A 21,091-nucleotide genomic window follows, 5' to 3' on the forward strand; every position below is an offset into this window, starting at 1 on the left:
TTATGACTTAAAACTTATGACCTAAAACTTACTACTGCTATAAAAAAAAAGCACTCACATTGCTGCAAGTGCTCTCTATATAAGAAATCTAAACTTATTTATTCTTCATCTGCCGCAAGGCGAACCATCATGCCATCCATATCAGGATTTAGTCTTAATTGGCAAGCTAAGCGACTATTAAATTCTGCATTAGGTAATAAATCTAATTGATCCATTTCTTGATCACCAGGATCATTGAGTAAATCCATTCCATCTTCTACTATTACATGGCAGGTAGCACATAAAGCCATTCCACCACAAGTGGCTAAAATTGGATATTCATTGGCTTTCAAAAACTCCATTAGGCTTAAGCCCATATCAGTTGGAGCTTCTAATTCTTGCACATCGCCAGAATAATCTTGCACTTTTATTTTAATATCACTCATAATTTAATGCTTGCGGATTTTAATTAACAAGCCACAAATATAAATTAATTAGAAAGATTCAATACCGTTTACAGTAGTATATTTGAAACTTAAATGCTTTTCCGGATAAATATGTTTAAAAGCAGATTGTGCCATTAGAGCAGCCTCATGGAATCCACACAAAATCAATTTCAATTTGCCTGGGTAAGTATTAATATCTCCAATTGCATAAATACCAGGAACATTTGTAGAATAGTCAGTGGTGTTTACTTCAATCTGATTTTTATGAATACTCAATCCCCAATCGGCAATAGGCCCTAATTTAGGACTTAAACCAAATAGTGGAATTAAGTAATCCGCTTCAATTTCCATTTCGGATTTATCCGCTCCTTTTATCTTAACAGAATTCAATTTTCCGTTACCAGAAATAGACTCCAGATTGCTTTTCAATAAAAGATTAATTTTACCTTCTTTAGCTAATTCAAACACTTTATCAGCAGAATCAGGTGCTCCACGGAAAGTCTCATTTCTATGAACTAACGTGATTTTCTTAGCAATTTTAGAAAGTTCAATTGTCCAATCTAAAGCAGAGTCTCCCCCACCTGCTAAGATTACATTTTTATCTCTGAATAGCTCAGGATCTTTCACCATATAAGAAACACCCTTTCCTTCAAAATTAGCAATCTCCTTCAAAGGTGGTTTACGAGGCTCAAAACAACCTAATCCACCTGCAATCACTACAACTTTACAGTCTATTTCAGTACCATCAGAGGTCCTTAAATTAAAACCAGTTGCTGTTTTCTCTACAGCATCCAATCTTTCACCTAAAGTATAAGTTGGATTGAAAGGCTTTATTTGTTCTGTCAAATTATCAACTAATTCCTGTGCTTTGATAGTCGGGTAACCCGGAATATCATAGATAGGTTTTTGCGGATAGATTTCTGAAAGCTGTCCTCCTACTTGTGGAAGGGCGTCTACCAAATGGCAACGTAACTTCAATAATCCTGCTTCAAATACTGCAAATTGACCTACAGGCCCTGCTCCGATAATGCAAATGTCAGTTTGTATCATTGTTTTTCGTAAGTTATTAAAGGTATAACTTCAATTCAGTGACAAAGTTCGTATAAAAATAGTTGTTTTACTAACTAAATTGAAAAATATCTTATTTAGTTAATTTGAGAGGTGTAAATTGTGCAGATTGAATAAAGTTTGTCTCAATATTTAAAATAGCGTTGGTAAACTCTACTATTTCGTCATCTACTCCTTGGGAACCCCTCTAAATATAGAAAATATAAACCCATGAGTTTCTAGTAACTCATTATTCTTCTGTTTGATAATCCTCTCTATTTATCAATCTACCATTATCCAACCAATGAATAGTATTTAAAACGAATTGAATATTTTGAGGTGCAGCAGGAGAATTAAAGCCTACTTTATGCTTTTCTTGAACGATTTGGGCCGTAAACATTGCAGCTTCAGTGAAGAAGGCCACTTTTCCATTACCATGGTTCTTAATTGCTCCCATTACCACATTTTCAATAGATTTTTCAATAGTATTTTCCTCAAATTGCCATGCAATTTCTGGAATTAAAAGCTTATGGGTCTGGGGAAATTTAGCAATGATGATAGCATCTTCAGGTGGTATTAAAGCCGAACCTGTGAAAGCTGCTAATGAGTCAATATTTTTTGTGATGGGTGTATCAAACAGATTACCTGCTTTCTTAGAGTAAGTATCGGGGGGCCAACTTTCCCCCTCTTTCATCACAAATCCATCTTCATAGGTAAACCCAAACTTCTTGGCTAATTCATTTGTGGCACCTGCAAATGGCATATGGTCAGCTATCACCAGCAAACTACCTCCATCTTTCACCCACTTTTCAATTATTTTGATTTCACTTTTCGTAAATGCATTGGCAATTGGGCGTCTCCAATTACGTATATTAGAACTATTTAAAGCATTGGCTATCACAAAAATATTGATGGAATCTAGTGCCTCCTCCGTGATTTCTTCTATGGAAATAGGTTGATAGCCATCAGCTTCCATCAACTTTGCAAAAGGAACAAAATTAGTCTTAAGGGTATGCATATTATTATGCGAGGCATCAATTCCTATCAAGGCGGTTTCATCTCCATTATATTGAGGATTCTCAATATTGATAGGGAAATCCAAATCAGGCTGCTGTTGGGAGAATAGATTTAAGCTGCTGAATAATAATATAATTAAAAAATATTTCATGATCCTCAGATTAAAATGTTTCTCCAATTTCATGTTAATTTCTATAAAATTATTCTCTATTTCTAACATATCTACCCCAAAAAGCCTCTTTCCATGTTTTGCCATTATCAGTAGATATTTCCCAAATTTGAAGCACACTCCCATCCTCCTGCGGAATCCATGTGATCCTGTCTATTTTTCCATTGAGTGGTTCCGATTGCATTTGCATTTTGCCTTCTGAAAAACCTCCACTCATCATTAATGCATTTCCTGAGCTGGAAATCCAGCTTTGATACCATTTCTCCGTTTTCACATCATAAAAATTATTGCTTATTCCTGTCCCTCCCCCTTTGGAAGTCCAATTTTCCTGAATCCCACATCCATTTTGGATGAGGTGAACATTGTTTGTGCCGATATGATCCCCCTTTTTATTATAAACTTCCCAATTGCCCAACCAAAAATCAAAGGCACGGTGATTTTCAGAATTGCAATATTGATTTTCAGCTTTTGGATTAGAAGAATTAGCTAAAGGCAATCTTAGAATAACTGGTTTAATCCTTTTCTCATTCTTAACTTTTCCATTCTCATTTAATCCCCAAAAACTAGTAGCTATATAAAACAATGAATCGTTTTGAATATAGCCCAAAGTAGGCTCTCCCATGGCAGGATGATTTTTCTCCAAGCAATTAAAGCTTTTAACTTTAGTATATTTTTCATCGAACTGTAAATGGGTAATACGATGTGGTGTCACTCCATTTTGAATGGCAATTAATCCATTTTTATAGGCATATAACCCGTCTATTCCTTTTAAAGCTAAATCAGGTAAAGTATTTAATTTTCGGATGCTGTTCTGCACAGTATCATATACAAATAATCCTTGAACATAATCAGCTAAAAATATCATTTCCCCTAACTGTGCTACTCCCTGTAAGGAAAGGATTTCATCAGAGCTGATCCACTCTATTAATTTACCATTCTCAAGTCTGTAAATTGTATTGGTCTTACTGTCAGAAACTAAAACTATACCGTTTTCAGATAAAATCACATCTCCAAAAACATTCGTTTCACTATCTTCAACTGAGAAACTATCTAATACAATACCTTTCTTCAAATCCGCTTTATACAATTTGGAGGTTTCAAAATTAGGATCATTTTCATCTAATCCTGCCTGTGAAAAACCTGCCCCTGTAAACCAAAGAATAGTGTCCTGAACTCCCATTCCAGTAATGGCTAATGGAAATGGATTTTCAAAAAACGGTTTTATTTCTCCTTCTTTAAATGAGTAGATATTGCGATTATTAATACTGCTCAACAAATAGCTCTTGGCATAAAGGTTATAAGCCACATCTTCTATGTGAAGCTCTTCATCGGGAATCACAATTACCGTATCTGAACTAATAATGGGTTTAAGCATTTCAGTCTGGTAGGTGATAGTATTTTTGTAAGCTTGCGTATTTTTTAGAATCTCAAAATCATCACTTTGAATATCATAATTTTTAGCGTCAATACTGACCACTTCTCTCAACCAGTAATTAGCTGAATCAATATTACTATTCAGAGAATATGCCTTAGCTAAATAATAAATAAGTGTTTGATGCTGGGGTCTCAGTGCATGGGCTTTTTTAATTTCCACCAGCATTTGAGAATAGTCATTTGCTTTATAAGCTGTAGAGGCTTCCTGAAAATGGGATTGATAAGTTTGTCCCTGAATACATTGAAGATTGAAAATGAATAGTATAGATAGAAAAATACGCATGATTCATTTTTTTGCTAAAAATGCGAAAAAAATCAAAAAAATCCTCTTATTATGAATGATCATATTGATTACATTCTCAATTATCTAAAAAGTACTAAAATAAAATTTCAGGGGTTAGTTTGTTGTTTTTAAACACCTGAAATTTCCCTGACTTTAGTTCATCATCTAACGGATAGGATACATTTTATCCAAAAAATGTGAAAAAATGAAAGATTATAATTATAATTAATACAATAAAAAATAATTTTTTCACTATTATATGCTTGATTTAGAATAATTCTTTAGCCAAACTTTATTTTTCATAAATATCGTAATAATGTAGCAAGACATTATACCATAAAATGGGGGATATTCTTTAGGAAATTAAACATAAGCAAACCTATTATTATAACAAAATACACCAATTTTCAATTAACTCCTTTCAATTTTAGTGAAGAAACATAAGAAAAATTCCCGTGATTAAGGGGAATTTTTGACTTGACAAATGAGCGTATGTTTGTAATATTTAGGAAACATAATGAAGCCCCGTAAAAAGTAGAATCTTCTTCAAAATCATTCTCAAAATCTAAGCATATACTTTTTCGATCATGTGATTTAAAATATTACGAATCGAATAAAGGACTACCTATTACAATCTATGTTTAAACACATCAAAAAAATTTCACTAACCAATAAATTAAAAAACAGTAAATATTTATAGCCGTTTAAAAATAAATAAAATCTGTATTGGCATATACTTAAGAAAAATATAATGAATGACGAGATTCGCAATAAGTGACATACATGGATGTTACTACACCTTTAAAGAGTTGCTTAATACCATCGGTTTAAATAAAAGTGATGAATTGATTTTATTAGGGGATTACATAAATAGAGGCAGTTACAGTAAAGAAGTGGTAGATCTTGTGATGCAATTGGAAACTGATCAATATAATATTCACTGCATAAAAGGAAATCACGAGGATATGATTTTTGATTCAATTCTTTACGATGATGAAGCTAGTGGAGAGCCTGAAACATTAAAGAGTTTTGGCATTAGTAATTTAAGGGAGATCCCAAAAAAATATACAGATTGGTTCCTCAATCTCAAGCCTTACCATATCTCAGGAAATTATATATTGGTGCATGCCGGTTTGGATTTCAAACAAAAGCATCTTTTAACGGATAATCGAAACATGTATTGGATAAACTTTTGGTATGAGGACATCGACTACGAGCGATTAGGAGATAAAATAATTATTCATGGTCATAAATCCGTAGAAAAGCAGGATATTCTAAGTATGAGAGATGATATTTTACAAAGTCAGGTATTGGCAATAGATAATGGTTGCTTTAAAACGGATCAGCCTGGCTTAGGGAGTCTGTGTTGTTTTAATCTGGATACTAAAGATCTTTATTTTGAACCCAATAGAGAATTAAAGAATCTATAATTATGTAGTCTGAATGACTGAATACAATAATCTCATAAACAGATTGATTAAATGAAAAAAGCGAATGACCATTGCTGAGCATTCGCTTTCAAAATCAATCACTTCAAAAAATCATGGTTGGCCGAAATTAGCAAAATTTACTGTTACAGGCCCTAAATTTACTGGCTGACCAGAACCATTAAAAAACACGACAATTACTTGCCCCGCCTGACGAACATAAGCGGTCATAGTTAAGCCTTGTAAATCTTGATCTATCGTAGCCAGAATAATATCTCCTGGCTGAACTCCCGCAGCAGGGAAGTTACGTTCAACCTGACTGCCTGATGCAACATTTGGAACACTAACCGATCCTGCACCTGTCCCTGGTCCTGATTGTTGCAAAGCGGTGATGGTTATAGTCTTATTTACATCATCAACATCAATGGAAGTTCTTGGCCCAGGTCTCAATTTATATAATTCTGTAGTTCCTCCGCTATTGGTCAATAGCATTGCACTATCATTAACTGCAAGAGATTGCATAGAATCCAATCCGTTTCCAATTAATATGTGACCTGCCGGAATAGAATCTGTTCCAGTACCTCCGTTTCTAACAGGTAAAATATTGATTACCTTAGCAGTTAAGTCTAAAGTTGCATCCGCAACATCTTCATTGATTATTTCGCCATTCAGAATTTTGTCAGTTGTCACTGCATCTGAAGCAATATCCTCATTATTCACTTCTCCATCCAAAATTTTTGAAGTGGTAATGGCATTATCTGCTATATCATCAGTGTAGAAAGCATAAGGAACTGACATAAATTGTTGGTAGCTTACCTGTCTGAAGTCATTTCCGTTATACTTCAATTCTACTTTCAACCATTGGTCGGCTTCAATCCATGGAATATCTAATAACACATCATAAGCACCAGATCCAGTTAAATTACCTTTACCAATTACCAAACTAAAATGGCCATATTCATCCGTCACAGTTTCCTGAGTTTCTTGATATAACACATCACCATCTTGACCTGTAGTAATGGTAAATCTTACTTCCAGATTCGCTTCATAAAGAGGTTTTCCTTCCTCATCCATACCCACTATTTCCTTCCCATCTTCATCAATTGCTACTGCTTGGAAATTTATTCCATTTAAGTCACCAATTTGCTGTGCTGTCAATCCTTGGGCTGTAAATAAACCCAAAACAGTTATAACTATATATCTATATAAAATTTTCATAATTCTGTCTTTTAGTATTTATTATTTACTCAATGGTTCAATGCTAAATGATAAGCCTAATGTGAATACAGATGCTCTGTTTTTCGCATTTTGACCATCTGTAGTAGTTTCAACATTGTTTAATCCTAATAGGTAAGAGTACTGCGCATAAACCGTAATTGCATCCGAAACTGCTAACTTTGCTCCCGGACTAACATAGATTCCAACATCATTTTTTTCGATAGATTCGCTGTCAATAATGTCAAAGTCTTCGTTATTAATTCTTTGATTAGCTGTTAAAAGTAGCCCATAATAGCCATCAACAGCTATATAGGGTTTGATTCTTCCTAAATCATAGGCATAACCTGCACCCAATCTAATTTGTGCATATTGCAAATCCCACTGATAATTAGTGTTATCTACTACCAAGGTGGCACCTCCCGGACGCATTCCTAAACCACCGTTTAAAAATACCCCCATATCTAATTCATAAGAATATCCTAGGGAATAACCGCCTCCATAAACAGGAGAATATTCACTATCCTGAGTACCATCGCTCAATTCAAAAGCAAAATTACTGATATATTGAGAGGCATCAATTGTAATGCTACTCTGTGCCATACCTTGATTCCCTAATGAAATAAATAGTACAAGGCTTAATCCAATTATTTTTATAGTAAAATATTTCATAAATTTTTATTTTGATACAATGAATTTAGTTACATATGATGTGTTTCCTTCAATAGGAATTATATTGGCTTGATAAAGTCCCGGGTTCAAGCTGGTTATATTCAATCTTAAATATTGAACTTGGCTAATCTTCTTTTCATAGACAAGTCTTCCATTTATGTCAAATATTTTCAATTGACCCTCATTAATTGTGTTCACCAGGTCAATATTAAGCTCACTTATTGCCGGATTGGGATAAGCACTAATGCTTACTTTCTCTGTAGAGCTCTTTTTTAGCTCCTTTTCCTTTTCAAGCTTCTGTTCAAAGCCAACTCTGATGGCTCCATCACTGGAGTTACTCTGATAAGTTTGTCCAACAGTCAGGTGAATATATAGATCACCTTTACTAAAATTAGAACTTCCTAAACTACCAATACTTTGTCGCTTTAGACTTTGTCCTAAAAGCAAATTGCTCAGCAAAAAAGTCATAAAGAAAAGAAGTGATAAATACCGTATTCTTTGTTTCATAGATTATATCATTTGATTTATGGTGAAAATTAGTGATTTGAAAGAGAAACAAATTAATTGTATAAAAATGGAGAGATAAGTTATGCTTCAATTACGAACTTAATTATCACAGTTTTCATATAAATATATTCCTAGAATAATTAAGCCCCTGAATAAACTTCATTAAGTTAATTTTAAGTTTAACTATTTAAAGCAACCTTTTAAACATATAATAATATAACCTATGTAATATTTAATTACTAAATTTCCGAAATAGGTGTTATCTGGGTAAAACAGTGGTTGTCATCAAACAAAATTCAAATCATTTTAAACTCAGTCATTAATTACCTTTTTGATTTTTATGCTTGCAAGTGTAAATGAATTTAGAAACATACAGCGTTGATATAAAACATATGATTTATGTAAATTTCAAACGGATTTTTATAACGCTTTAATCCTAAATTTTAAGAACTTTGTTGAACAAGAAAAGATCAAAAATAGATTAATCAAGCTCATTAATCCCAAGAACTTTTTCAGAAGATTAAACTGAACCCAAGGGCTGAAAACTGTAGTATTTAATAGATAATGCAACTACATTCTGCAAGGTGAAGTTTGTAAGGGCAGATTTTAATAAATCTGCCTTTTTTATTGAAACCTCTATTCATCAATTCTGTGCTTTATTAGGCTAACATTTTTGAGATAATACATTCTTCTCCCTTCCCAAAAACTCTTTAGACTTAACTGGAGGACGATTGAGAAAAGATCTATATCTTTTCCTAAAGTGGTTATGAAGTTCTGCATAAAATAGGCTGGTCGAATAAAGGTGTAGGGAATTTGACTTTCCACTATCAGCTTTTCAATTTTATGATGCGGAATATAAGATTGTTTTTCAGCACCTTGTACAGAAAGAAAAACGATATGCTTTACCCCTACTTCTTTTACTACTTCAATCAATGGCTTAAATACGGCTTTCAAATCCGCAATATATAGGAGGTCTGAGTAAAAAAGTACATCTATCCCCTTTAAATATTCTTAGAATTTTTCGGTTTTCCCAAAATCAAATTCTTGTTTCGAAAAAGGAGATGGAATTTTCTCTAGTTCTTTTAGGTCATCTGGATTCCTGAGTCCAGCTATGATCTTTGCTTCAAAATCATCTTTCAAAAATGATGACAGAATTACTTATCCAACATTTCCGTTTGCTGCTGTTATTAAAATGTTCATGTCAAAAAAATTATTCGCTTACAAAAGGCATTTGATGCTTAAATTCATCTGATTCTATTTGCTTTACTATAAAATCAGCCACATCTGCACGGCTAATTTTGGTAGAGGCATTGACTCCTACCCAACCTACTCTGTAATTATGTTTTGGTTTATCATTGTTTAATCTAGGTGCGCGAACAATAATCCAATCCAAATTACTTTTCCGTAATACCTCTGCATGCAAAATGGCATCTTTTAAGATTTGAGGAACAGCTACTTTCATAATAAAACGAATCATTTTATCCGCTAATTTCGGTTTATCCTTTTCAGGAAATGGAAGGCCACCACCTGAAAGTGAAATGATTTTATCAACATCAGACTTCTTCATTGCCTCTACAATATAATCTGTTCCTTCTGTTTGCAGCCATTCAGGTGATCCTTTGACATGCCCGAAAAGACTTAAAACCAAATCGGAACTTTCAACAGTTTTCAGGACATCATTTTCATTCAATACATCTCCTTTGATTACATTTAGATTCGAATCACTAATGTCAATTTTAGTAGGATTTCTGATCAAAGCGTTCACTTTGTAGCCCTCTTTCAATACTTTTTCTAAGACCAATTTACCTATTTGACCGCTTCCTCCAAATAATGCTATTGTCTTCATACTTAATAATATATCTATAGTAGTATAACGTAAAAACAGAGTGCCTGATAGTGACATTTATTCAAAAATGGACTTCCTTTTTGTTAGTATAGATTAAAAAGAAACTAAATAAATTAGCTTTCAAATGAAAGAAGATAAAATACAAATCACTGCACTTTTCACCAGAAGAACCATACTAGAATTATTGGGTGGTAAATGGGAATTACTGATTAATTAACAACTCAGGAGTGGAGAGAAAAGAAGCCATGAATTTAAAAAACTATTGCCGCATATAAGCAAAAAAATGCTTTTTCAGGAATTGAAATCACTTTTAGGATCAGGTCTTATTGTTAAAGAAACTAAATGTAAAAAACCTCTTAAAGTAGTCTACTCTATCACACAAATTGGAGAGAAAACATATCCTCTTTTAAGAAGTATCCGGGGTTTTGCTTTGGAATATGAGGGGGTTATGGAAAATGAAAAAAGTTAGGTAGTTATATTTTTTGTGAAGGTCGGTAATTCATTAACTTGATTATACTATTTTACTTCAATCGCTATTTTTTAATTATCTTAAAGCCAAATAAAAATTGCCCCTTAATGAAAAGCATCTCTATTATAGTTCTAACCACATTTCTAAATTTCTCTTTTGCCTATTCTCAAAACCACTATGGTAAAAATGGGATGGTGGCAAGTGCATCCACTTATGCCTCTCAGGCAGGTTTGGAAATCCTAAAAGATGGAGGAAATGCAGTAGACGCTTCCATTGCCACGGCATTTACACTGGCTGTCACTTGGCCCTTTGCAGGAAATATTGGGGGTGGTGGATTTATGATTATCCATACTGGAGAAGGTGAAGTGACCACTTACGATTTTCGCGAAAAAGCTCCACTGGCCTCCACTAAAGATATGTTTTTAGATGAAAACGGAGAGTTAAAATCTGGAAGTAATCATAATACTGCATTGGCAATTGGAGTTCCAGGAACGGTTGCAGGCTTATATGATGCACATCAAAATTATGGGAAAATAGAATGGGAAAAGCTTTTGGATCGAGCCATTCAGTTAGCTGAATTCGGATTCCCTTTACCACAATCCTTAGCCAAGGATTTCTTCTACTTTGCAGAACACCCTGATGAATTTCCCGAAATGCAATCCTTTATTAAAAGAGATGGAAAATTAGTAGGATTTGGTGAATACTGGAAGCAACCAGCACTTGCCAAAACTTTAAAAAAGATTCAAAAAGAAGGTAAGAAAGCATTTTATGAAGGAGAAATAGCTCAAGAATTAGTAAACTATCTTCAAACACAAAATGGTATTATCACAATGGAAGATTTAGCTCAGTATGAAAGTATAGAACGAAAACCCATTCATTCCACTTTTAAAGACTATGATTTATACGGAATGCCTTTACCAAGTTCTGGCGGAGTGGCGGTTACCCAAATGATGAATATGTGGGATCATTTGGATGAGATTCCTAAAATGGGATCCGTTCAATATTATCATACCCTAGCTGAAATTATGAGAAAAGCATTTAAAGATCGGGCGCAATATTTAGGGGATATGGATTATGCTGAAATTCCTGAATTAGATAAATTACTATCTAAAGCCTATGCCAAAAAACTCTTAAATGATATAGATTTTGAAGATGCTGGTAAAAGTGATAGCACTGATGTTCAGCTATTCTCTGAAGGGCATGAAACCACTCATCTTTCTGTAATGGATGGAAGTGGAATGGCGGTATCGATGACTACAACTTTGGAACAAGGCTATGGCGTTAAAATGCAATCACCAAAACTGGGTTTTTTATTCAATAATGAAATGGGAGATTTCAATGCAGTACCTGGAAAAACTACTAATAGCGGACAAATTGGAACACCAGCCAATACCATTGAACCAGGCAAAAGAATGCTTTCGAGTATGAGTCCGTTTATAGTTACAAAAAACAATTATCCATTCCTTGTTATCGGGAGCCCTGGAGGAAGAACTATCATCAATACGGTGTTTCAAACTGTTCTTGCCACCACTGTTTACGATTATCCAATGGCTCAAGCCATTGAAGCACCAAAAATTCATCATCAATGGTTACCTGATCACATTGTATATGAAGAATATAAAATGGCTCCTGAGACTTTAAAATCTTTAGAAGAAATGGGGCATGAACTGCAAATGCGCAGCTTCTTAGGCAGACTAATGGGAATTAAATACAATGCTGAAACAGGTTTTATGGAAGGCGCTTCAGACAGTGGAAGTCCAGATGGAGGGGTGGCTTCTTACTAATTCAAATATTTCCTATCTTCTGCTATCATGCTCCAATAAATTTATCATCCAGACATACGTACAAATCATGTAGTACATATCCTTTTTGAGAAAGTACAATCGTTCTATCCATTTCCAGTTTAGCTTCCTCTATTTTATCTTGAGCTTTCAAGACTTTGACCATATAAAAATGATCAGTAATCACCATTACTACAAAGTCTGGAGAAAATGTTCCTAATTATCTTAAGAAAGAACAAGTTGCTTCTGACTAAAATAAGATTTTAATTGAATGAATATCTCCTAAAATAATTACTAAGAATATAAGAAAGGTTTTAAAATGAATCAGATTATAAGAAAGTAAATCAATATTATTCTTACCTAGTCCGAAAATAAAATTGATAAATTATGCGAGTGCAGTAAGACTACATTCGCATAATTCATTTTTAGAAAGTATAAGTGAGGGGTATAGTCATACCGTAAAATAAAAAGCTTGCATTTGCTCCACCGGAATAAATAGCATCAACAGTGGGATGTATGCCTAATTTCCAAAATTTCACATAAGCACCAAAAGACGCTTTTGCTCCAAGACCATGAGAAGCTTTTTTGTCAAATTTATCAATATAGGGCTGTACAGTATTATTAAATATCCCTATATACTCTTTAAATGAAAATACACCAATGGCAAATTCCGAAGTAAGTCCAAAATGCTTTCTTTTCATTAAAGGTCTTAGACCAACATATACACCACCTCCGTTTAAAGAATAATCATAAGAATTGGTACTTCCAATAGTATATCCTCCCCCCCATACCGTTGAGGTTCTTAATAAAAATGTTGTCCCCATTACTACATCTAAATAAGGGTATTTTGTCTCGTGTACGAATGCTATAGTGGGACCTGCTAAAGTTTCATCATTAATATTATTTGCAAGACTTGTTTGAAAATTATAGTAGTCATTATCATTAAACAAATTAGACATTAAAGTATAACCAACTTCAATTTGCATTTTATAGTCGCTATTTTTGCTTTCCTGTGCAAGCAAAACATTTGAGAGACCATAAAACATTAGCGTAAAATAAATTATTTTTTTCATGATTTTGGTTTATTGTTTTTCGCTTAATAATATCTCTAACCCATAATTAGGGAACTTGATCCATTTTTCAGGATTCTCATAATAGCTAAAATAGGATTTACCACAATACTCTCCTTTATCCTCAAATTTCACCTTATATTCTGCTGAAGCCCCAATATCTAACCCTTTAATGATTGAATCTTTCACGTTAAAACCAGCTTTAATTTTAAATTCAAAATCGCTTGATGGTTTATCATACTCCTCCACCGAGAATGTTAGCATATCATACCAAAAACCCGGCATCCAATCCATCACATAAACAGATAAGTCTTGAGAGGAATTGCTCCTGCTGTTAAAATCGATATCTATTTGATCTTGCACTTCATAGGCTTGCTTAGAAGCTTGATCCACATTTAAAACTTTAATATAAAACTCTGGCGCTCCTTTTATCCAGCCTTCAATATCCTTCAATTCCGAACCAATTTTGATTTTTTTAATATACACTTTTGAACTTTTAGAAATATCCCTGTAGGGAGTGTGAACAAAATCATATCTGGCATCTGACTCTCCTAATGTTGTATTATGAGTTATTTTATATAGTATTTTTTTTCCCAGCGGAAAATTCAAATCAAAATAATCTTGTTCATTAATATCAAACCGACCAATTTCTGAATAATTCGTATGCTGACCAACAATCATTCTTTGCAACTTAGTGTATTCAATATATTGATTATTACTATTTTGCCATCTTAACTCTATTTGGCTTTTGCTTTGTTGGATAGCATCAAAAGTTACTACAGGATTAGGACGATATGGTGCAGTAGCATTCACGTAGTTTGATGGATTTGATACAGATGAGGAATAAAAGTACGCCTGAACATAGTATGTATAAGAAGCCCCATTTATTATATTATTGTCATTATAAGACCTATTATTAGCTCCCAATACGGTTTGGATTTTCCTGAACACATTGTCATTCACCCCTTGTCTATAGATATAATAGCCGGTAGTATTTTGAGAATTTGTGGTTGTACTCATATTCCAATTTAGTCTGATGCCTGCTTCAGTTGGTAGAGCAGTCAAACTAACAGGATCAGGCACATCCACTATTAAAATAGGCCCACCTATAGGTTCAGGAATTCTTTCATTAGGCCCTATTACTATTATTGCATTTTCTGGTTCGTTAATGGCATCAATTGTGATAATGTTGTTGTTATTATCATATCCTAAAACCGATTGTGTGATACCATCCTGATATTCAAGCGGAATAAATGTGACTTTAGGAATATAGGATTCACTTTCCCACTCCTCAGCTTTCACAGGAACTGACACTTGTAAATCAGGATATTTCTTTGAAAGTGCTTCTATAGCTGACTCAGAATTCCTCATATTTGAAGGATTCTTATTGGGCAAATAATCATTTAATAATTCCTTCACTGTAAAATTGGATCTATTTGAGCTATTTGTGTTACCACCAGCAATATTTCGATTTATGATATGTGACAATAACACATCATAATCCCCATCAAATTTCTTAATTGCCTCCTCTTTAATTAATTTTCTAAACTCAATATTTGAATTAACGGCATTATTGACCGCCTGAGCAAATTCATTTAAATCGTTATTATACTCGTTAACTTCAAAAGATATAATTTCATCTTCTGCAATTTGCATTTCCTCTTCTGTATTACATCCATATGTAACTAACAAAATGAACGATAATAGTAAAATGGGTAATTTACAATTCATGATTTTCATAATTTTTAATTGATTAGTTTGAATATAGGTCGTTTTCAATTTTTCGGAATTGAAGGGTTTTGGAAACCCCGTCCGTAAACTATCATTTGCTTTGCTAAGGAGAGTTTAAGGTTTTGGTCATCTTTTTTTTGTCTGGGTATTTTCTTGTAAACTTATGTATATATTTCCTATAAAACAATAGGAAATATCAAAATATTTATACAAAACTTAATGAAGTTTACTTAAGTCTTATTAATACTTCATCCTTTAACTCTTCAACTTTTAAAAAAGGAAACTTGTCAATAATACGATATTAATTCAAAATATGAATTTTGAAGATCACATGGTTGGTGGAGATTATCATTAATCTAAGGCTTTCTTTTCTTCTTCTATCATGCTCCAATAAATTTTATCATCCGGATATACGTATAAATCATGTAGAACATAACCTTTTTGAAAAAGTGAGCTCGTTTTTTCCAGCTCCATTTTAGCCTCATCTATTTTATCTTGAGCTTTCAATGCTCTTGCCAAATAAAAATGATTTTCGGCTAAGTCATTATATTCCACCTGTTTTTCAAAATACGCTTTTGCTTTTTCAAATTCTTCTAGCTCTAAATACAAAACCCCTAAGTGGATATAATCATAAATTCCAACCATATAATCTTCGATAGCTAACTGATTTTCAATAATATCAATTGCTTTTTGCTTTCTGCCTAAATTGCTATAGCAGAGTGCTCTCACCACTTCCAAATGATAAACCCCATTGGCGGAGTGCCCTATATCCTCATTCGTCATTTTAGATAACGCTTCAATATCGACTATTGCACCGCCATAATCTTTAAAAAATTGATGTCTGCAGGATGCTCTATAACCCAAATTTCCAATTGGATCGTATTTCACAGCTAAGTCGATCAGTCTTTTCCACTCCAAAAAATCACCACTTTTGAGATAAGCCACCGATTTTGATCTGTATGCATATGAATATGTAGAATCTATATCGATGGTATTATCCATCACTATTTGATATTCCTTGCTAAATTGATAATGCCCTTTAGCATTTTCAGTTTCTTTGCAAGCCTTATATTTCAAACTGTCTCCAATGTGTAAAAAATAATTGCAATTGGGTTGAGCAAAAGATAGTGATGCGAAAGTGACAAAAATTATGGTAAGACAGAATTTCATAGGTTTTCATTCTAGTTTAAGGCATTATTTCAATAATCTCCCCATTATGAATTTTAAATATGAGGTATTGATAATAATCCAAGGTCATATTATCCATTTGATCCATTTCAACGGGAAGCCAACCCTCCATTTTCTTGGTTAAAGCAAGAAGCTGGTTACTGATTTCAGAATCAAATTTCATTGGTTGATACTCATCATTCATACCCATCAACCGAAATCTGTCCGTTTCGCCCTTACAATTCACTATAAAACGAATACGTAAAAGTCCGCTTTGGTCAGATTGAACAGGCTTATAATTTTCTTTAAAATGTCGAATAATAGCCGGTTTCTCCCCTTTGTATTGTACGCCTTTACTGAAATTAAAATATTGACGGATATATTTCTCCTCATAGCATAATTGAAAATCAGGATCATCAGTTTTCTCATCGAATGAGATATCTCCAACCCACCGCTGATAAGGCTCTTTCTCTTCTGGTGGATTGCTAATACAAGAAAGCATGCAAAATGAAACACATGCATAAGCGAAAAATATATTTTTCAACAGAAATAAATTTAGATTGATGGTTCTAATAATTTGTTTCAATTTAATAAAAATATACTCCTGTTTTATTCTTCACAGCTTACATCCTGTAAATCTTGATCCCAGCAATGGAAATCTGTATCTCCAAAATGATTTTCACTTTTCACCCTACCAAATTTCAATTCACTATTCCACTCAATTTCAATAAAATCATTTGATTGAGTATTGGATATTTCCACTGAGCGATTAAACCCACTGTTTTCATTTCTGCCATAGGCAATATAACTCCCTTGTAATTCACCTTCCTTTTCAATTGTGAAAGTAGCTATACCCTCAGTTTGCGCTTCATTTCTCGACCACTCAGTTTTTATCCAAGGAGATGGATTACCCGGGCTATCAATAAGAGTCCAGCTACCACTATTCCCATTTACATTTGATTGCCCTTCAAACCATAAAAAATTCTCAGGAGGATAGTAAGAAGAAATTGAATGAGTCGAAGTTGAAGTAATATAACCTTTCCAATCTACATTGCCATCGACTACATCAGCCGTAAGTCGAATGGAATAATCATTTGAATGTACAGAAAAAGAACTTTCCCAAGTCCAAACGCCAGCTTCAGTATCATAAAATGGTTCTTGACTTACAGTAACTTTGAAAGCCGTTATTGGAATGGCAAGACTCCCTTTTAAGACGGCTGAATAAACACCTACATTCACGGCTGAATAAAACCAATTTTCAATGGTTTTATTTCGTTGATTTCCTTCAGCTTGAAAATCATCAAAATTAGGTGCCATACTATATTCTGGTGGCATAACTGGCTTTGGATCTTGATTATTTTCATCATCAGGGTTACAAGACACTAATAAAATCACCATTAAGCTTAACACGAGACTGAATATCTTTTTCATAATTTTTTCTTTAAATTCTATTTATCAGATACAAAATAGCTGTAATTAGTTGGGACTTGATATTCTAAACGTTACAAAAGTTTTTAAATTATATAGCTAAAATCTTTTTAAGCTACTATAAGCTTCTAATCATATTTGTTTCTGCCTATTCAGACGGCACAAGCAAGCAGGGCAAAACAATCATCTTTTAAATATTAAAATATGATTTTATAGCTGTTCAAAATCGTACACTTTCCTTAATTTATTGACCTCTCACGTACAAAATTAGCTCTTAGAATAGTATGGCTTTTGGCACTTATAAAAATATAAATATGGCCTAATGACTAAATAAAGGCTTATTTCCCTATAAAAAGGCATTATTATTATCAATCAAAATTTTAAATGGTACATATCTTGGCATAGTATGATGAGAATTGGCATAGCAGCCAAAATTAATCATCATTAAAGGAAAAACTTATGATAGCAGAAAAGATAAAATCACAATTGCGGACAGGGGTTCTGGAATATTGTGTGATGCAGATTTTAAGAAGAGGTGAAGTTTATGCCTCTGACATCATTGACGAACTTTTAGAAGAAGATCTCATCAAAGTAGAGGGAATTATTTACCCACTTTTGATGAGGTTAAAACAAGAAAATTTGGTTCAATATGAATGGAATGAAGCGCAAAATGGATTGCCCAAAAAGCATTATCAATTGACTGAAAGCGGGCAGAATACCATTAAGGCATTGGATGAAACTTGGATTGAGATTAATAAATCAGCCAAAAGAATCAAGAAAAAGACTGACGAGGAATTAAAAACAGCCAAGGAAACGAATAAAGAAAATTAATTGGTAGGTAATTTCTCATATAAATTAATCTAAAAAATCTTAATTTTAAAGCAATGAAAAAGAATATAAGTATAAATATAGGAGGCATAATATTCCACATAGAGGAAGATGGCTTTGACAAGCTTAAAAACTATTTGGATGCCATCAACCGATATTTTTCTGATTTCAAAGACAGTCAGGAAATTATCAATGACATTGAAAATCGGATAGCTGAAATTTTCTTAGCGAAACTCAAAGATGATAAGCAAGTCATTGACCTGGAAGACGTGAATGCACTAATGGTTACTTTGGGTAGCATAGAGGATTTCCAAAAAGCAGAAGAAACCGATGAAGCTTTTGAGGAAAAGACTTACGAATCCTATGAAAGTCAGGAGCAAACCGGTACAAAAAAATTATTTAGAGATACTAAAAGAAATATATTTGGTGGTGTAGCATCGGGTATTGCACATTATTTCAAAATTGATGTGCTATGGATTAGGTTAATATTTATAGTAGGCTTTTTAGGTTTACTTCCTTTTCAACCTACTTCCATTTTAATACTAATCACCTATATCTTAATGTGGATTTTCTTACCAGCCAATCCTGATTTGAAGGAAGATGAGAAGGTGAAGAAACTCTATCGTAGCCAAGAAAATAAAGTGATTGGTGGTGTAGCCAGAGGTTTAGCTGCCTATTTCGGAACGGATGTAGCAATAATCAGAATTCTATTTGTCCTATTGCTTATTCCTGGTGGAGCCGGTTTTATTATCTACCTGGTGCTTTGGTTTATTACCCCAACTGCCAAAACAGTAACGGAAAAAATGCAGATGGAAGGAACACCCATCACGCTAAGCAATATTGAAAAAAATATAAAGAGCAGCTTAAAAGTTGAAAATGGGGAGGAAACTCCACTTGTAAAAATCTTACTATTCCCATTCCGCTTAGTAGCCATAATTTTAAGTGGATTAGCAAAAGCATTAGGACCAGTATTGAATTTTATTGTAGAAGCTGCAAGAATAATTTTAGGACTCATATTGAGTTTATTTGGATTGGGATTAGGAGTGACATTTATCATCCTTTTATTTATATCACAAGGAATTTGGTTTGAATCAGCAAATATCAATTTCTTTGATATTCCTAATGAATTGATTGCAAATACATTCTCCTTAGAATTAGTACTGATTAGTTTCTTATTTTTAATTATTCCGGCTCTTTTCATCATGATTTCTGGTATCAGTGTAATGGCACGTAGATGGTTAATGAACAGAACCGTAGCTTTTTCACTTTTGGCCGTATGGTTTATAAGTTTGATAGGTGCATCCATCATTATACCAACTACAGCTATGAATTTCAGAAATGATGGCGAGGTATTCGAAACCTATGAATATGATATGGCTGATAAAGTAGCTGTTTTAAAACTAAATGAAGTTGGTTTTGAAGATTATGATGTTACAAATCTTAAAATCAGAGGATATGATGGCGATAAATTAAAACTTGAGAAAAGATTTAAAGCACAGGGAAACAGTAGAATAGATGCTGAACAAAATGCAAAAATGACCTATCATAATGTGGAAGTAAAGAATGATAGCATTTTATATTTCGATTCAAATATTAGATTTTTGGAAGATGCCGCTTTTAGAGCACAAAGCCTGAATATGATTTTGTATGTTCCTTATGGTCAAGAATTTGAAATGGATAGAAAAATGCGTCATATTTTACGCAACACTATCTATATAAATGGCTATACGGTAGGGCAAATCCATAACAACCGCTGGACTTTTGAGAGAAATGAGGGCTTGAATTGTTTGACTTGTTCAGAGAAAAAATCGAGTAGTAGTTTTTACAGCGAGACAGATTCAGACCGTTTTTTTGACACACCATTCGATTTTTCAAGTGACGCCTATGTGCGAACTTACGACCTTACTGATTTTAGTAAAATTTCGGCTGCAACCGGAATCTTTGTTGAAATAAGACAAGGAAATGGATATGACTTCCAAGTAGTGGCCGAAAATGAAGAAGATTTGGAAGAATTCAGGTTTGAAGTGAAAAATGAAAGATTGAAAGTGTATTTTGAAAGAAAAGACTGGGATTGGAACTTCTTTTCAAAAGATTCATGGAATTGGAAAGGCAGTATTCCTAAGGTACAATGTATTATAACTGTACCAGAGTTAAAACAGTTGGAACTTTCCTCAGCAGCACAAGCTCATCTGTATGGGATAAAAGGCGAAAAACTGAATGTTGATATAAGTTCAGCAGCTAAGCTTATTGGTGATGTAAATTATAATCATCTAAACTTGGAGGTTTCCAGTGCTTCAAAGGTAAAACTCAGGGGGAATACAGAAAATATGGATTTGGATATAAGCAGTGCAGCTAATATTGAAGCTTTTGAACTAATTGTTAAAAATGCTGAAGTAGACGCCTCAAGTGCTTCAAAAGCTGAGGTTCATGTAACAGGATATTTGGATGCAAGTGCAAGCAGTGCAGCAAAAATCACTTATCAAGGAAGCCCTCGATTAGAAAGCAATAGCAGCAGCGGAGCAAAAGTGTCCGCTGATTAAAATATTTATTCATGCCATGATTTTTAGTCATGGCA

At 33.5% G+C, this 21,091-nt stretch carries 19 protein-coding genes and 1 pseudogene; 5 read left to right on the forward strand and 15 right to left on the reverse strand.

The annotated features are described in order from the left end of the window. Positions 1 to 98: 98 nt before the first annotated feature. The 4 genes from QYS49_RS17365 to QYS49_RS17380 all read right to left on the reverse strand — a co-directional run bounded on the left by QYS49_RS17365 (position 99) and on the right by QYS49_RS17380 (position 4,375). Positions 99 to 425 carry a 2Fe-2S iron-sulfur cluster-binding protein gene (locus QYS49_RS17365; RefSeq protein WP_308349160.1) on the reverse strand — a complete coding sequence of 109 codons (327 nt, stop codon included), beginning with the start codon at positions 423 to 425 and terminating at the stop codon, positions 99 to 101. 48 nt (positions 426 to 473) lie between these two features. Further along, positions 474 to 1,475: an NAD(P)/FAD-dependent oxidoreductase gene (locus tag QYS49_RS17370; protein WP_308349162.1), complete on the reverse strand. Its 1,002-nt coding sequence runs from the start codon at positions 1,473 to 1,475 to the stop codon at positions 474 to 476. 247 nt (positions 1,476 to 1,722) lie between these two features. Continuing rightward, on the reverse strand, positions 1,723 to 2,640 hold the full coding sequence (locus tag QYS49_RS17375) for a hypothetical protein (protein ID WP_308349164.1): 918 nt from the start codon (positions 2,638 to 2,640) through the stop codon (positions 1,723 to 1,725). A gap of 49 nt (positions 2,641 to 2,689) precedes the next feature. Further along, on the reverse strand, positions 2,690 to 4,375 hold the full coding sequence (locus QYS49_RS17380; protein WP_308349165.1) for a tetratricopeptide repeat protein: 1,686 nt from the start codon (positions 4,373 to 4,375) through the stop codon (positions 2,690 to 2,692). Between the two features lie 755 nt (positions 4,376 to 5,130). Between QYS49_RS17380 and QYS49_RS17385 the strand changes: the two genes are divergently transcribed. Beyond that, the gene (locus QYS49_RS17385) at positions 5,131 to 5,805 is read left to right on the forward strand and encodes a metallophosphoesterase family protein (protein WP_308349167.1); all 675 of its coding nucleotides are present in this window, start codon (positions 5,131 to 5,133) and stop codon (positions 5,803 to 5,805) included. Between the two features lie 111 nt (positions 5,806 to 5,916). Here QYS49_RS17385 and QYS49_RS17390 read toward each other — a convergent pair whose 3' ends face one another. The 5 genes from QYS49_RS17390 to QYS49_RS17410 all read right to left on the reverse strand — a co-directional run bounded on the left by QYS49_RS17390 (position 5,917) and on the right by QYS49_RS17410 (position 10,042). Further along, on the reverse strand, positions 5,917 to 7,020 hold the full coding sequence (locus tag QYS49_RS17390; RefSeq protein ID WP_308349169.1) for a hypothetical protein: 1,104 nt from the start codon (positions 7,018 to 7,020) through the stop codon (positions 5,917 to 5,919). Positions 7,021 to 7,041: 21 nt separating this feature from the next. After that, on the reverse strand, positions 7,042 to 7,689 hold the full coding sequence (locus QYS49_RS17395; RefSeq protein ID WP_308349171.1) for an outer membrane beta-barrel protein: 648 nt from the start codon (positions 7,687 to 7,689) through the stop codon (positions 7,042 to 7,044). Between the two features lie 6 nt (positions 7,690 to 7,695). Further along, positions 7,696 to 8,196 carry a T9SS type A sorting domain-containing protein gene (locus QYS49_RS17400; RefSeq protein WP_308349173.1) on the reverse strand — a complete coding sequence of 167 codons (501 nt, stop codon included), beginning with the start codon at positions 8,194 to 8,196 and terminating at the stop codon, positions 7,696 to 7,698. A gap of 636 nt (positions 8,197 to 8,832) precedes the next feature. Beyond that, positions 8,833 to 9,192 (reverse strand): NmrA family NAD(P)-binding protein, encoded by a 360-nt coding sequence (locus QYS49_RS17405; RefSeq protein WP_308351595.1) that lies wholly within the window; start codon positions 9,190 to 9,192, stop codon positions 8,833 to 8,835. A 214-nt stretch (positions 9,193 to 9,406) separates the two neighbouring features. After that, positions 9,407 to 10,042 carry an NAD(P)-dependent oxidoreductase gene (locus QYS49_RS17410; protein WP_308349174.1) on the reverse strand — a complete coding sequence of 212 codons (636 nt, stop codon included), beginning with the start codon at positions 10,040 to 10,042 and terminating at the stop codon, positions 9,407 to 9,409. Between the two features lie 229 nt (positions 10,043 to 10,271). Here QYS49_RS17410 and QYS49_RS19070 point away from each other — a divergent pair. Together QYS49_RS19070 and ggt are read left to right on the forward strand one after the other, a co-directional pair. Continuing rightward, positions 10,272 to 10,511: pseudogene (locus QYS49_RS19070) on the forward strand (winged helix-turn-helix transcriptional regulator); the annotation flags it as partial. Positions 10,512 to 10,618: 107 nt separating this feature from the next. Beyond that, positions 10,619 to 12,295 (forward strand): gamma-glutamyltransferase, encoded by a 1,677-nt coding sequence (gene ggt / locus QYS49_RS17415; RefSeq protein ID WP_308349175.1) that lies wholly within the window; start codon positions 10,619 to 10,621, stop codon positions 12,293 to 12,295. A gap of 25 nt (positions 12,296 to 12,320) precedes the next feature. Here the strand turns inward: ggt and QYS49_RS17420 are convergent, their stop codons facing one another. From QYS49_RS17420 to QYS49_RS17445, 6 genes are all read right to left on the reverse strand, one after another. After that, positions 12,321 to 12,482, reverse strand: coding sequence for a hypothetical protein (locus QYS49_RS17420; RefSeq protein ID WP_308349177.1), 162 nt, complete (start codon positions 12,480 to 12,482; stop codon positions 12,321 to 12,323). A gap of 235 nt (positions 12,483 to 12,717) precedes the next feature. After that, positions 12,718 to 13,365: a hypothetical protein gene (locus QYS49_RS17425; RefSeq protein WP_308349179.1), complete on the reverse strand. Its 648-nt coding sequence runs from the start codon at positions 13,363 to 13,365 to the stop codon at positions 12,718 to 12,720. A gap of 9 nt (positions 13,366 to 13,374) precedes the next feature. Continuing rightward, positions 13,375 to 15,141, reverse strand: a complete 1,767-nt coding sequence (locus tag QYS49_RS17430; protein WP_308349181.1) for a fibronectin type III domain-containing protein — start codon at positions 15,139 to 15,141, stop codon at positions 13,375 to 13,377. 303 nt (positions 15,142 to 15,444) lie between these two features. Continuing rightward, positions 15,445 to 16,263, reverse strand: coding sequence for a tetratricopeptide repeat protein (locus QYS49_RS17435; RefSeq protein WP_308349183.1), 819 nt, complete (start codon positions 16,261 to 16,263; stop codon positions 15,445 to 15,447). 16 nt (positions 16,264 to 16,279) lie between these two features. Then, complete coding sequence (locus QYS49_RS17440; RefSeq protein ID WP_308349184.1) at positions 16,280 to 16,804, reverse strand: hypothetical protein; 525 nt, start codon at positions 16,802 to 16,804, stop codon at positions 16,280 to 16,282. Between the two features lie 65 nt (positions 16,805 to 16,869). Further along, complete coding sequence (locus QYS49_RS17445) at positions 16,870 to 17,691, reverse strand: hypothetical protein (RefSeq protein ID WP_308349186.1); 822 nt, start codon at positions 17,689 to 17,691, stop codon at positions 16,870 to 16,872. Between the two features lie 456 nt (positions 17,692 to 18,147). On the opposite strand from QYS49_RS17445, the gene QYS49_RS17450 reads away from it, so the two are divergent. Then, entirely contained in the window at positions 18,148 to 18,519 is a 372-nt protein-coding gene (locus QYS49_RS17450) for a PadR family transcriptional regulator (protein WP_308349187.1), read from the forward strand. A 53-nt stretch (positions 18,520 to 18,572) separates the two neighbouring features. After that, entirely contained in the window at positions 18,573 to 21,056 is a 2,484-nt protein-coding gene (locus QYS49_RS17455) for a GIN domain-containing protein (RefSeq protein WP_308349189.1), read from the forward strand. The last annotated feature ends 35 nt before the right edge of the window (positions 21,057 to 21,091 follow it).

This window comes from Marivirga salinae, from assembly GCF_030503855.1.
GTDB lineage: Bacteria > Bacteroidota > Bacteroidia > Cytophagales > Cyclobacteriaceae > Marivirga > Marivirga salinarum.

What these genes read in the sequence shown, in the direction of transcription:
- QYS49_RS17420 (WP_308349177.1), bottom strand. Translation starts at nt 12,482, where the DNA reads ATGGTGATTACTGATCATTTTTATATGGTCAAAGTCTTGAAAGCTCAA.
- QYS49_RS17390 (WP_308349169.1), bottom strand. Translation starts at nt 7,020, where the DNA reads ATGAAAATTTTATATAGATATATAGTTATAACTGTTTTGGGTTTATTT.
- ggt (WP_308349175.1), top strand. Translation starts at nt 10,619, where the DNA reads ATGAAAAGCATCTCTATTATAGTTCTAACCACATTTCTAAATTTCTCT.
- QYS49_RS17400 (WP_308349173.1), bottom strand. Translation starts at nt 8,196, where the DNA reads ATGAAACAAAGAATACGGTATTTATCACTTCTTTTCTTTATGACTTTT.
- QYS49_RS17385 (WP_308349167.1), top strand. Translation starts at nt 5,131, where the DNA reads ATGACGAGATTCGCAATAAGTGACATACATGGATGTTACTACACCTTT.
- QYS49_RS17455 (WP_308349189.1), top strand. Translation starts at nt 18,573, where the DNA reads ATGAAAAAGAATATAAGTATAAATATAGGAGGCATAATATTCCACATA.
- QYS49_RS17395 (WP_308349171.1), bottom strand. Translation starts at nt 7,689, where the DNA reads ATGAAATATTTTACTATAAAAATAATTGGATTAAGCCTTGTACTATTT.
- QYS49_RS17380 (WP_308349165.1), bottom strand. Translation starts at nt 4,375, where the DNA reads ATGCGTATTTTTCTATCTATACTATTCATTTTCAATCTTCAATGTATT.
- QYS49_RS17450 (WP_308349187.1), top strand. Translation starts at nt 18,148, where the DNA reads ATGATAGCAGAAAAGATAAAATCACAATTGCGGACAGGGGTTCTGGAA.
- QYS49_RS17375 (WP_308349164.1), bottom strand. Translation starts at nt 2,640, where the DNA reads ATGAAATATTTTTTAATTATATTATTATTCAGCAGCTTAAATCTATTC.
- QYS49_RS17410 (WP_308349174.1), bottom strand. Translation starts at nt 10,042, where the DNA reads ATGAAGACAATAGCATTATTTGGAGGAAGCGGTCAAATAGGTAAATTG.
- QYS49_RS17435 (WP_308349183.1), bottom strand. Translation starts at nt 16,263, where the DNA reads ATGAAATTCTGTCTTACCATAATTTTTGTCACTTTCGCATCACTATCT.
- QYS49_RS17365 (WP_308349160.1), bottom strand. Translation starts at nt 425, where the DNA reads ATGAGTGATATTAAAATAAAAGTGCAAGATTATTCTGGCGATGTGCAA.
- QYS49_RS17370 (WP_308349162.1), bottom strand. Translation starts at nt 1,475, where the DNA reads ATGATACAAACTGACATTTGCATTATCGGAGCAGGGCCTGTAGGTCAA.
- QYS49_RS17445 (WP_308349186.1), bottom strand. Translation starts at nt 17,691, where the DNA reads ATGAAAAAGATATTCAGTCTCGTGTTAAGCTTAATGGTGATTTTATTA.
- QYS49_RS17425 (WP_308349179.1), bottom strand. Translation starts at nt 13,365, where the DNA reads ATGAAAAAAATAATTTATTTTACGCTAATGTTTTATGGTCTCTCAAAT.